Origin of the sequence: Streptosporangium sp. NPDC006930 (assembly GCF_040635605.1) — a bacterium.
Classification (GTDB): Bacteria; Actinomycetota; Actinomycetes; order Streptosporangiales; family Streptosporangiaceae; genus Streptosporangium.
In genome coordinates this window covers 356,405-368,716 of the sequence record NZ_JBEYID010000005.1, presented here as the reverse complement: position 1 = coordinate 368,716, position 12,312 = coordinate 356,405, and the positions used below count along the sequence as shown (strand labels likewise).

Annotated in this window: 11 protein-coding genes; all 11 read left to right on the top strand. The window is 70.7% G+C overall.

Annotation, left to right across the window (positions count from 1 at the left end):
* The first annotated feature begins 241 nt into the window (after positions 1-241).
* The 11 genes from pyrR (at position 242) to rpoZ (ending at position 12,303) form a co-directional block, all read left to right on the top strand.
* Entirely contained in the window at positions 242-823 is a 582-nt protein-coding gene (gene pyrR / locus ABZ664_RS12330; protein ID WP_362507143.1) for a bifunctional pyr operon transcriptional regulator/uracil phosphoribosyltransferase PyrR, read from the top strand.
* Positions 820-1,749 carry an aspartate carbamoyltransferase catalytic subunit gene (locus tag ABZ664_RS12325; RefSeq protein WP_350948037.1) on the top strand — a complete coding sequence of 310 codons (930 nt, stop codon included), beginning with the start codon at positions 820-822 and terminating at the stop codon, positions 1,747-1,749. The genes pyrR and ABZ664_RS12325 overlap by 4 nt, the downstream gene beginning before the upstream one ends.
* Positions 1,749-3,068: a dihydroorotase gene (locus ABZ664_RS12320; RefSeq protein ID WP_362507139.1), complete on the top strand. Its 1,320-nt coding sequence runs from the start codon at positions 1,749-1,751 to the stop codon at positions 3,066-3,068. Before ABZ664_RS12325 ends, ABZ664_RS12320 begins: the two co-directional genes overlap by 1 nt.
* A 187-nt stretch (positions 3,069-3,255) precedes the next feature.
* On the top strand, positions 3,256-4,533 hold the full coding sequence (gene carA / locus ABZ664_RS12315) for a glutamine-hydrolyzing carbamoyl-phosphate synthase small subunit (RefSeq protein WP_362507137.1): 1,278 nt from the start codon (positions 3,256-3,258) through the stop codon (positions 4,531-4,533).
* The gene (gene carB, locus ABZ664_RS12310) at positions 4,526-7,822 is read left to right on the top strand and encodes a carbamoyl-phosphate synthase large subunit (protein ID WP_362507134.1); all 3,297 of its coding nucleotides are present in this window, start codon (positions 4,526-4,528) and stop codon (positions 7,820-7,822) included. Before carA ends, carB begins: the two co-directional genes overlap by 8 nt.
* A gap of 55 nt (positions 7,823-7,877) precedes the next feature.
* On the top strand, positions 7,878-8,723 hold the full coding sequence (locus ABZ664_RS12305; protein WP_362507131.1) for a dihydroorotate dehydrogenase electron transfer subunit: 846 nt from the start codon (positions 7,878-7,880) through the stop codon (positions 8,721-8,723).
* On the top strand, positions 8,713-9,687 hold the full coding sequence (locus ABZ664_RS12300; RefSeq protein WP_350948042.1) for a dihydroorotate dehydrogenase: 975 nt from the start codon (positions 8,713-8,715) through the stop codon (positions 9,685-9,687). The genes ABZ664_RS12305 and ABZ664_RS12300 overlap by 11 nt, the downstream gene beginning before the upstream one ends.
* Positions 9,684-10,397 (top strand): orotidine-5'-phosphate decarboxylase, encoded by a 714-nt coding sequence (gene pyrF, locus ABZ664_RS12295; RefSeq protein WP_362507126.1) that lies wholly within the window; start codon positions 9,684-9,686, stop codon positions 10,395-10,397. The genes ABZ664_RS12300 and pyrF overlap by 4 nt, the downstream gene beginning before the upstream one ends.
* A gap of 539 nt (positions 10,398-10,936) precedes the next feature.
* Entirely contained in the window at positions 10,937-11,260 is a 324-nt protein-coding gene (mihF, locus tag ABZ664_RS12290; RefSeq protein ID WP_350948044.1) for an integration host factor, actinobacterial type, read from the top strand.
* Positions 11,261-11,454: 194 nt separating this feature from the next.
* A complete protein-coding gene (gene gmk / locus ABZ664_RS12285; protein ID WP_362507309.1) occupies positions 11,455-12,027 on the top strand; it encodes a guanylate kinase in 573 nt (190 codons plus the stop codon).
* Positions 12,028-12,039: 12 nt separating this feature from the next.
* A complete protein-coding gene (gene rpoZ, locus ABZ664_RS12280) occupies positions 12,040-12,303 on the top strand; it encodes a DNA-directed RNA polymerase subunit omega (RefSeq protein WP_030909981.1) in 264 nt (87 codons plus the stop codon).
* Positions 12,304-12,312 lie beyond the last annotated feature (9 nt).

Here is a 12,312-nt window from a genome sequence, read left to right as displayed (position 1 = left end):
GCGTCCGGGAGGTGATCGTCATGCTTCGCCTTGGTGCGGATGTAAAGCGCATACCCGGAAGACCAAGGGGAAGTCAGCGAAGATCGTGATATTTATTCACTTTTGAGAAGATTGTCGAGCCGGACCCGCGCTGTTCGCGAAGCGGACCCCTGTTCGGGCGAACCGTCACCGAGCTGGTACCTTGAGGTCGTTGACTTCCTTTAAGACCCGTCCCGTGAGGCGGGAAAGGTGGTGTTCCTCCTTGGCAGAGGCCATTTCGCGTGCGCTACCGCACGCGCAGGGCGGCGCCCGCGCCGTCCTTGAACAGCCCGACATCAACCGGGCACTCATCCGCATCTCCCACGAGATCCTTGAGCGGACCAAGGGCGGCGAGAACGTCGTCCTGCTGGGCATTCCCACCCGCGGCGTCCACCTGGCCCGCCGCCTGGCCGCCCACATCAAGCAGTTCGAGGGCCGCTCGGTCCCCGTGGGCTCCCTCGACGTCACGATGTACCGCGACGACCTCCGGCTGCGTCCCGCCCGCGCGCTCGGCCGCACCGAGCTGCCCGCCGACGGCATCGACGGCAGGGTGGTCGTCCTCGTCGACGACGTCCTCTACTCGGGCCGCACCGTCCGCGCCGCACTCGACGCGCTCAACGACCTGGGCCGCCCGCAGGCCGTGCAGCTCGCCGCCCTGGTCGACCGGGGTCATCGCGAGCTGCCCATCCGACCCGACTACGTGGGCAAGAACCTGCCGACGTCGAAGTCCGAGAGCGTGAAGGTCTACCTGGAGGAGAACGACGGCAGCGACGCGGTCCTGCTGCTGAAGGGGGACGAGGGGTGAAGCGCCACCTGATCTCCGCGGCCGACCTGACCCGCGACGACGCCCTGCTCATCCTGGACACCGCCGACGAGCTGGCGAAGATCTCGGAACGTTCCATCAAGAAGCTCCCCACCCTGCGGGGACGCACGGTGGTGAACCTCTTCTTCGAGGACTCCACCCGGACCAGGATCTCCTTCGAGGCCGCGGCCAAGCGACTGTCGGCCGACGTCATCAACTTCTCCGCCAAGGGCTCCAGCGTCTCCAAGGGCGAGTCGCTCAAGGACACCGCGCTCACTCTGGAGGCGATGGGGGCCGACGCCGTCGTCATCCGCCACGGCGCCTCGGGCGCGCCGCACCGGCTGGCCGGCTGGGTGCGCGGCAGCGTCGTCAACGCCGGCGACGGCACCCACGAGCACCCCACCCAGGCCCTGCTCGACGCCTTCACCATGCGCCGCCGCCTGGGCCCGCTGGACGGCAGGAGGGTCACCATCGTCGGCGACGTGCTGCACAGCCGGGTGGCCCGCTCCAACGTGCTGCTGCTGGCCACGCTCGGCGCCGAGGTGACCCTGGTCGCCCCGCCGACCCTGTTCCCGGTCCAGGTCGGCTCCTGGCCGTGCGAGGTCTCCTACGACCTCGACGCGGTGCTGCCCAAGTCCGACGTGGTGATGATGCTGCGCGTGCAGCGCGAGCGCATGAACGCGGCGTTCTTCCCCACCGAGCGGGAGTACAGCCGCCGCTACGGGCTCGACCGCGACCGTGTCGCCAAGATGCCCGAGCACGCCATCGTGATGCACCCGGGCCCGATGAACCGGGGCATGGAGATCGCGGCCGAGGTGGCCGACTCGCCGCGCTCGACGATCGTCGAGCAGGTCGCCAACGGTGTGACCGCACGCATGGCCGTCCTGTACCTGCTGCTTGGCGGCGCCGACCTCCGAGGAGAGATCTGATGAACGACCGCATCGGGGCCACGCGTGACGGCATCGTCATCAGGGGCGCCAGGATCCTCGGCGGCGAGCCGGTCGACATCCTGGTCCGCGACGGCCTGCTGGTGGAGATCGGCCAGGGGTTGTCCGGTGGCGAGGTCGTGGAGGCCGAAGGGCTGATCGCCCTGCCCGGCCTGGTCGACCTGCACACCCACCTGCGCGAGCCGGGCCGCGAGGACGCGGAGACCGTCGACACCGGCACCCGCGCAGCCGCCCTCGGCGGCTACACCGCCGTGCACGCCATGGCCAACACCGAGCCGGTCGCCGACACGGCGGGCGTCGTCGAGCAGGTCTGGCGCCTGGGCCAGGAGGCGGGCCACTGCGACGTGCACCCCGTCGGCGCCGTCACCGTCGGCCTGGGCGGCGAGCGCCTCGCCGAGCTCGGCGCGATGGCCGACTCCACCGCGCGGGTCAGGGTCTTCTCCGACGACGGCAAGTGCGTCTCCGACGCGGTGCTCATGCGCCGCGCCCTGGAGTACGTCAAGGCGTTCGACGGCGTCGTCGCCCAGCACGCCCAGGAGCCGCGCCTGACCGCGGGCGCGCAGATGAACGAGGGCGCGGTCTCGGGGCGGCTCGGCCTCACCGGGTGGCCCGCGGTCGCCGAGGAGGCGATCATCGCCCGCGACTGCCTGCTCGCCGCCCATGTCGGCTCGCGCCTGCACATCTGCCACGTCTCCACGGCCGGTTCCGTGGAGATCATCCGCTGGGCCAAGTCCAAGGGCTGGGACGTCACCGCCGAGGTGACCCCGCACCACCTGCTCCTCACCGACGATCTCGTCGAGGACTCCCCGGTCGGCTCCTACAACCCGATCTACAAGGTGAACCCGCCGCTGCGCACGCGCGAGGACGTCGAGGCGCTGCGCGAGGCCCTGGCCGACGGCACGATCGACTGCGTGGCCACCGACCACGCCCCGCACCCGGTCGAGGACAAGGAGACCGAGTGGGCCGCCGCGGCGATGGGCATGATCGGCCTGGAGACGGCGCTGGCGGTGGTTCAGGAGGCGATGGTGGACACGGGTCTGCTCGACTGGGCGGGTGTCGCCGAGCGCATGTCCGTCGCCCCCGCCAGGATCGGCAGGCTCCAGGGCCAGGGGCGGCCGATCGAGGTCGGGGCCCCGGCCAACATCACCCTCTACGACCCTTCGGTGCGCGCCGCGGTCGACCCCGGGGGCTACGCTTCAAAAAGTCGTAACACGCCCTACGAGGGCCTCACCCTGCCGGGCCGTGTCGTGGCGACCCTCCTGCGCGGCAGGCCGACCGTCCTGGACGGAAAGCTCACGTGAGGGTCCTCGTCCGCCGAGCCCGGACCGTCGCGGGCGCCGCCCCGGACGGCTTCTCCCCTCCCTCGCCGAGGCGTGGGGGTTACTCCCGGGGACACGAGGGTGTCCCGTCCGGCGGCGGGGCGGCGACCCAACGTGCCGGATATTTCATACTTCGCGGAGCTGTAACCGAGATGATCGGGGTGTGTGAGTGACCGCAGTGCTAGTCCTGGAAGACGGGCGCGTCTTCCACGGGACCCCCTACGGCGCCGAGGGCGAGACCTTCGGCGAGATGGTCTTCAACACCGGGATGACCGGCTACCAGGAGACGCTGACCGACCCGTCGTACCACCGCCAGATCGTCGCGATGACCGCGCCCCACATCGGGAACACCGGGGTCAACGACGAGGACCCGGAGTCGTCGAGGGTGTGGGTGGCCGGATACGTGGTCCGTGAGCCCGCCCGGGTGGCCTCCAACTGGCGCTCCAACCGTTCCCTGGACGACTACCTCAAGGAGCAGGGCGTCGTCGGCATCGCCATCACCGGCACCCGCGCCCTCACCCGCCACCTGCGGGAGCGGGGGGCGATGCGGGCCGGGGTCTTCTCCGGCAAGGCCCTGGCGCCGGTCGAGGAGCTGCTGGAGCGGGTGCTGGGCAGCCCCGCGATGGAGGGCGCCGACCTGGCGGGCGAGGTCTCCACCTCGAAGCCGTACGTCGTGCCCGCGATCGGTCCCAAACGGTTCACCGTGGCCGCCGTCGACCTCGGTATCAAGGCGATGACGCCGCACCGGATGGCCGAGCGCGGCTGCGAGGTGCACGTGCTGCCCGCCTCCGTCACCGCCGAGGAGATCCTCGCGATCGGCCCCGACGGGGTGTTCTTCTCCAACGGTCCCGGCGACCCCGCCACCGCCGACGGCCCGGTCGAGGCGCTTCGCGGCGTCCTCGACGCGGGCGTGCCGTTCTTCGGCATCTGCTTCGGCAACCAGCTCTTCGGACGGGCGCTCGGGCTGGGCACCTACAAGCTGCGCTACGGCCACCGGGGCGTCAACCAGCCGGTGCAGCACCGGGGCACCGGCAAGGTGGAGATCTCCGCGCACAACCACGGCTTCGCGGTACGCGCACCGCTGGAGGGCGTGTTCGACACGCCGTACGGACCGGCGGAGGTCAGCCACGTCAACCTCAACGACGACTGCGTCGAGGGGCTGCGGCTGCTTGACCGCCCGGCGTTCAGCGTCCAGTACCACCCCGAGGCCGCGGCGGGCCCGCACGACTCGGCCGGCCTGTTCGACGACTTCTGCGCGTTGATGGCGGGCGGAGTGGCCGGCGAGGGACGAGTCGTCCGCGGAGCCGGCGAGGAGCCGGGCGCGACCATGAGCACGGAGCGGTTGAGGGGACGAGCGGGCGGAGTGGCCGGCGAGGGACGAGTCGTCCGCGGAGCCGGCGAGGAGCCGGGCGCGACCATGAGCACGGAGGGAAGCAAGGGTGCCTAAGCGTACGGACATCCAGTCGATCATGGTGATCGGCTCAGGGCCGATCGTGATCGGCCAGGCCTGCGAGTTCGACTATTCGGGCACCCAGGCCTGCCGAGTGCTGCGCGCCGAGGGCTTCCGCGTGATCCTCGTCAACAGCAACCCGGCGACGATCATGACCGACCCCGAGTTCGCCGACGCCACCTACGTCGAGCCCATCACCCCCGACATCGTCGAGAAGATCATCGCGAAGGAGCGGCCCGACGCGCTGCTGCCCACCCTGGGCGGGCAGACCGCGCTGAACGCCGCGATCTCCCTGTACGAGGCCGGGATCCTGGACCGCTACGACGTCGAGCTGATCGGCGCCGACGTCGACGCCATCCAGGCGGGCGAGAACCGCGAGCTTTTCAAGGGCATCGTGGCCAAGGTCGCCGCCGAGCGCGGCCTCAACGCCGAGTCGGCGCGCTCGTTCGTCTGCCACACCATGAACGAGTGCCTGGCCGCCGCGCACGAGCTGGGCTACCCGCTGGTGGTGCGTCCCTCCTTCACCATGGGCGGGGTGGGTTCCGGCTTCGCCCACGACGAGGAGGAGCTGCGCCGCATCGCCGGGGCGGGCCTCGACGCCTCGCCGACCACCGAGGTGCTCCTTGAGGAGTCCATCCTCGGCTGGAAGGAGTACGAGCTGGAGGTCATGCGCGACCGGGCCGACAACGTGGTGATCGTCTGCTCGATCGAGAACATCGACCCGATGGGCGTGCACACCGGCGACAGCGTCACCGTCGCCCCCGCGCTCACGCTGACCGACCGCGAGTACCAGAACATGCGCGACGTGGCCATCGCGGTCATCCGCGAGGTCGGCGTCGACACCGGCGGCTGCAACATCCAGTTCGCCGTCGACCCGCGCACCGGCCGCATGGTCGTCATCGAGATGAACCCTCGCGTCTCGCGCTCCTCGGCGCTCGCGTCCAAGGCCACCGGCTTCCCGATCGCGAAGATCGCCGCCAAGCTCGCCATCGGCTACACCCTGGACGAGATTCCCAACGACATCACGAAGGAGACCCCCGCGTCGTTCGAGCCCTCGCTCGACTACGTCGTGGTCAAGGTGCCGAGGTTCGCGTTCGAGAAGTTCGCCGGCGCCGATCGGACCCTCACCACCCACATGAAGTCGGTGGGCGAGGCGATGGCGATCGGCAGGTCCTTCCCAGAGGCCCTGCAGAAGGCGCTGCGCTCGCTGGAGAAGAAGGGCGCCTCCTTCACCTGGGCGGGGGAGCCCGGCCCCAAGGACGAGCTCCTGGCCGCCTGCCGCGTTCCGCACGACGGGCGCCTGTTCACCATGCAGCAGGCCATCCGCGCCGGAGCCACGATCGAGGAGCTGTCGGAGGCGACCTCCGTCGACCCCTGGTTCCTCGACCAGCTCTTCGCGATCGACGCGATGGCCGCCGAGCTGCGCGAGGCGCCACAGCTCACCGCCGAGGTGCTGACCGGGGCCAAGCGGTACGGGTTCAGCGACGCGCAGATCGCCGAGCTGTGCGACATGACCGAGCCGCGGGTGCGCGACCTGCGCCACGCGCTCGGCGTCCGCCCGGTCTACAACACCGTCGACACCTGCGCCGCCGAGTTCGCCGCGCAGACCCCCTACCTGTACTCCACCTACGACGAGGAGACCGAGGTCCCCTACGGGGAGCGTCCCAAGGTCCTCATCCTCGGCTCGGGACCCAACAGGATCGGCCAGGGCATCGAGTTCGACTACGCGTGCGTACACGCCTCCTTCGAGCTGTCGTCGGCCGGATACGAGACCGTCATGGTCAACTGCAACCCCGAGACGGTCTCCACCGACTACGACACCTCCGATCGCCTCTACTTCGAGCCGCTCACCCTGGAGGACGTCCTGGAGGTCGTCCACGCCGAGCAGCAGACCGGTCCCGTGGTGGGCGTCATCGTCCAGCTCGGCGGCCAGACCCCGCTCGGCCTGGCCCAGGCGCTCAAGGACGCCGGAGTCCCGATCGTCGGCACCTCGCCCGAGTCGATCCACCTCGCCGAGGAGCGCGGTGCGTTCGGCAGGGTGCTGGCCGAGGCGGGCCTGCCCGCGCCCAAGCACGGCGTCGCGGTGACGGAGGAGGAGGCGCTGGCCATCGCCGCGGAGATCGGCTACCCGGTGCTGGTGCGACCCTCCTACGTGCTGGGCGGCGCCGGCATGGCCATCGTCTACGACGACGACACCCTGACCTCCTACATGGCCAAGGCCGGCGCGGCGAGCGACCATCCGGTGCTGGTGGACAAGTTCCTCGACGAGGCCGTGGAGATCGACGTCGACGCCCTGTTCGACGGCGAGGAGCTCTACCTCGGCGGCGTGATGGAGCACATCGAGGAGGCCGGAATCCACTCCGGCGACTCGGCGTGCTCGCTGCCGCCGATGACGCTGGGTGGCTACGACATCAAGCGCATCCGCGCCGCCACCGAGGCGATCGCCCGAGGAGTGGGCGTGCGCGGCCTGCTCAACGTGCAGTACGCCATGTCCGCCAACATCCTGTACGTGCTGGAGGCCAACCCCCGCGCGAGCCGCACCGTCCCGTTCGTCTCCAAGGCCACGGCGGTGCCGCTGGCCAAGGCGGCGGCCAGGGTGATGATGGGCGCCACGGTGGCCGAGCTGCGCGCCGAGGGCCTGCTGCCCCCGACCGGCGACGGCGGCACCATGCCGCTGGACGCGCCCATCGCGGTCAAGGAGGCCGTGCTGCCGTTCAACCGCTTCCGCGGCGTGGACATCGTGCTCAGCCCCGAGATGCGCTCCACCGGCGAGGTGATGGGCATCGACGAGTTCTTCGGCACCGCCTACGCCAAGTCGCAGGCCGCCGCGTACGGCTCGCTGCCCACCAAGGGACGGGCGTTCGTCTCGGTGGCCAACCGCGACAAACGCGCCATGATCTTCCCGGTCAAGGCGCTCGCCGACCTCGGCTTCGAGATCCTCGCCACCGAGGGCACCGCCGAAGTGCTGCGCCGCAACGGCGTCCATGCCAAGATCGTGCGCAAGCACAGCGAGGGGACGGGCCCCGAAGGCGAGCAGACCATCGTCCGGCGCATCCTGGACGGGGAGGTGGACCTCATCGTCAACACCCCCTTCGGCAGTCCCGGCCAGGCGGGACCGCGCCTGGACGGCTACGAGATCCGCACCGCCGCGGTGCTGCGCGCCATCCCCTGCATCACCACCGTCCAGGGGCTCGCCGCGGCCGTACAGGGCATCCAGGCGATCGTCCGCGGCGACATCGGCGTACGGTCACTCCAGGAGCACGCGAAGCGTTTGCGGAGCGGTTGAGGAGCGGGCCGGTGCCTTAGCGGAGGTGAGGGAGACGCCTGTTACCCCGGTACAGGTGACCGGCACGGTGCTGACGACGCGCCGCGTCGACGCCTACCATGCGCTGACCGTGGTGGCGCCCGGCATCGCCGAGCGCTTCCGGCCCGGCCACTTCGTCGGGGTGGCCGTCGGCGGGGTCCGGACGTCGATGCTGACGCGCCGTGCCTTCTTCGTCCACGACGTCAAGCCCGACTACGGGGGTACGGTCGAGTTCGTCTTCTCCGTGCGGGGCCCCGGCACGGCCTGGCTCGCCGAGCGCCGCGCCCGCGACACCCTCGACCTGGTGGGCCCGCTCGGCCGCCCGTTCCCGCTGCCCAGGGACCCGGTGACCTGCGTCCTGGTCGGCGCCGAGCACGGTGCGGCGACGCTGTTCACCGTGGCCGACGTCCTCCAGGGGCGCGGCTGCCGCGTCGACTTCGTCCTCGGCGCGGTCTCCGCCGACCGGGTGTTCGGCGCCCTGCGCGCCAGGAGGATGGGGGAGACCACCACGCTCACCACCGAGGACGGCTCCCTGGGCATGCGCGGCAGGGTGACCGACGTGCTGCCGGGAGTGATCGCCGACGTGCGGGCCGACGCCGTCTACGCCTGCGGCCCGATGCCGGTGCTGCGCGGCGTCACCGCGGTCGCGGTCGAGTTCGACATCCCCGTCCAGGTGGCCGTCGAGGAGGGCATGGCGTGCGGGATCGGCGTGTGCATGACGTGCGTGCTGCCGGTGATCGGGGACGACGGTGTAACCCGGATGGTGCGCTCGTGCGTCGAAGGACCGGTCTTCAGGGGCGAGCGCGTCCGCTTCGACGACGTCGGCACGATCCCGTTCGACGCGCTGGGAGCACCCGGTGGGGGAACGCGGCATGCCGGTTGACATGCGGACGTACCTGGGGCACGTGGAGCTGGTCAACCCCGTCACCACGGCCGCCGGGTGCGCGGCGTCCGGCTCCGAGCTCGCCCAGTTCTTCGACCTGGCCAGGATCGGCGCGCTGACCACCCGGTCGATCACGATGGCCCCCAGAGCGGGCCGTCCGACCCCGAGGATGGCCGAGACGCCCTCGGGCATGCTCAACGCCGTCGGGCTCCAGGGACCGGGCGTGGACGCCTTCCTGGAGCGTGAGCTGCCCTGGCTGTCGCAGCGGGGCGTACGGACCGTGGTGTCCATCGGCGGCGGCACCGTGGCCGAGTACACCGCGCTGGCCCGCAGGCTCACCGACGCGCCCGGCGTCACCGCCGTGGAGGTCAACCTGTCGTGCCCCAACATCGAGGACCGCGGCCGGGTCTTCGCCCGCGACGGCGCCGCCTCCGCGGAGGTGATCGCCTCGGTGCGCTCGGTGATGCGGTACGACGTGCCGGTGGTGGCCAAGCTCTCCCCGGACGTCATGGACATCGTGAGCGTCGCCCGCGCGTGTGTGGACGGCGGCGCCGACGCGCTCTCGATGATCAACAACCCGCTCGGCATGAGCATCGACACCGAGGCGATGCGCCCCACGCTCGCGGCGGTCACCGGTGGCCTGTCGGGACCGGCCATCCGTCCGCTGGCCGTACGCTGCGTGTGGCAGGTCCACGCGGCCCTGCCCAGCGTGCCCATCATCGGCATGGGCGGCGTGCTGACCGGCAGGGACGCCTTCGAGCTCATCCTCGCCGGCGCCTGTGTCGTCGCCGTGGGGACGGCACTGTTCCACGACCCCTACGCCTGCCTGCGCATCCTCCGCGAGCTGGAGGAGCTTCTGGCGGCCCGGGGGTTCCACCGGCTGGCCGACGCGGTCGGACTGGCCCACCGCCCGCCGGGGGCGTCCACCCGGCACCGGATAGATCTTGAGGAGAGTTCCCTGTGAGGCCCGCACCCATCGCCGTCGCCCTGGACGCGCCAGACCTCGAGACCGCGGCCCACTGGGCGAGCCTGGTGACCCCGCATGTCACCACCGTCAAGGTCGGGCTGGAGCTCTATCTCCGCTACGGCCCCGACGTGATCGCCTCCGTCCGGGGGGCGAGCGGAGTGCAGGTCTTCCTCGACCTGAAGCTCCACGACATCCCCAACACCGTCGCGGGCGCCGCCAGGGCCGTTGCCAGGCTCAAGCCCGCCATCCTGACCGTCCACGCCGCCGGCGGCCCCGCGATGATCCGGGCGGCCGTGGAGGCGATGCCCCACACCCAGATCGCGGCGGTGACGCTGCTCACCTCGCTCTCGGAGGCCGACCTGGACCAGATGGGTGTCAAGGGCTCCTCCGAGGACGCCGTGCGCCGTCTGTCGGCGCTGGCCGTCGCCGCGGGCGCCCAGGCCCTCGTCTGCTCGCCACGCGAGGTCGCCGCGGTGCGCGCCGAGGTCGGGCCCGACATCACCCTCATCACCCCCGGTGTCCGCCCCGTAGGCGCCGAGAGCCAGGACCAGGCGAGAGTGGCCACTCCCGAGCAGGCTCTGGCCGACGGGGCCGACCTCCTCGTGATCGGCCGCCCGATCACCGGCTCCGCCGACCCCGGCGCGACGGCCGCGGGCATCGCCGCCGCCCTGCGGCGGGTTTCGGCCACCACGGGGCATCGCGCCTGAGGACGGCCGGCATTCCGTCGGGTGTTCGTGGGTGGGGACGATCCGGGATCTGCCGGGTGTTCGCGGGTGGGGTCGTTCGAAAGGCCGGCCGGGGTCGCGGTTGGATTCGGAGAGCGCCGGGCGTCGCGGACGAAGGTTTGGAAGCCATCGGGTGTCGCGGGTGGGGTTTGAGACCGCCGGGTGTCGCGGGTGGGGTTTGAGGCCGCCGGGCGTCGCGGACGGGGGTCCGCAGCCCTCGGGCGTCGCGGGTGGGGTAACGCCGGAAACCACCCGGCTCCCCGCGTGAGGCGATGCGGGAAACCGGCCGGTTTCGCGTGCCAGGGGGCGTGGGAGACCGTCGAACGTCGCGGGTGAGACAACCCCTGAAAACTCGGCGATGAGAGCAGTTTTGTCAACGGAAAGCGACATGGCAAGCACACAAAGTCACGAAGTAGATTTTCTAGGGGGATAAAGTGGCCTTGACGTTGCTTGAAGCGCCATGACCAGCTAGTTTCCCATCCCGTCCGAGTACATCGACAGGAAATTCGAGGTGACCCGGCGTGGCTCTTCCTCCCCTTACCCCTGAGCAGCGCGCCGCAGCCCTAGAGAAGGCTGCCAAGGCCCGCCGAGAGCGTGCCGAGGTGAAGAACCGCCTGAAGCACGGTGCGGTCTCTCTGGCTGAGGTGCTCAAAGACGGGCAGGCCGACGACGTCATCGGCAAGATGAAGGTTTCGGCTCTTCTGGAGTCGCTTCCCGGCGTGGGCAAGGTCCGCGCCAAGCAGCTCATGGAAAAGCTCGGCATCGCAGAGTCCCGCCGTGTGCGGGGTCTGGGTACGAACCAGCGAGCTTCGCTCGAGCGTGAGTTCGGCGGGGCCGAGAGCTAATCTCGGTTCATACGACCACGCTCGCCCCGCATGGGGGACGGCATCACGGGGGGTTTGGAGTGACCGCAACGTCGTGGTCCGACGAGAGTCGGACTCCGGAGGCAACCGCCGAGGGCGGGGCCGGTCGCTCCACATCCCCGGCCGTAGGTCCGGAGAGGGCGCGAGCCTTCCCCGGGCTCCCGGCAGGTAAGCGCCTGACGGTCCTGTCCGGGCCGTCGGGTGTCGGCAAGTCCACGGTCGTCGCCGAGCTTCGGCGGGCACACCCGCAGGTGTGGCTGTCGGTCTCGGTGACCACCAGGAAGCCCCGTCCGGGGGAGACCCACGGCGTCGAATACTTCTTCGCCGACGACGAGGAGTTCGACCGCCTCGCCGCCTCGGGCGAGCTGCTGGAATGGGCCGAGTTCGCCGGTAACCGGTACGGAACCCCGCGCGGCCCCGTGATCGAGAAGCTTGAGGCCGGGGTGCCCACACTGCTGGAGATCGACCTCCAGGGCGCCAGGCAGGTCCGCGCGACCATGCCCGAGGCCCTGCTCGTCTTCCTGGCGCCCCCGACGTGGGGTGAGCTGGAGAAGCGCCTGCGAGGCAGGGGCACCGAGCCCGAGGACGTCATCGCCCGCCGCCTGGCGGCCGGCCGGATCGAGATGGCGGCGGAGCAGGAGTTCGACCTGACGCTCGTCAACACGTCCGTCCAGGACGTATGCCATCGGCTGATAGCCTTGTTGGCTGATGCTCCCGAGGATTCGCGCCTCGGACGTTCACCTAGCTAGGGGAAATCACACGTGGCAACCAGCGCCGCCTACTCCGAAGGCATCACCAACCCGTCGATCGACGCCCTGCTCGACATCGTCGACAGCAAGTACAGTCTCGTGATCTTCGGCTCCAAGCGGGCGCGTCAGATCAACGCCTACTACTCCCAGTTGGGCGAGGGTCTGCTCGAGTACGTGGGCCCGCTCGTCGAGACCCACGCGCAGGAGAAGCCGCTGTCCATCGCGCTGCGCGAGGTCAGCGAGGGCCTGCTCACCTCCGAGCCGATCGAGGGCTGAAGCCACCTC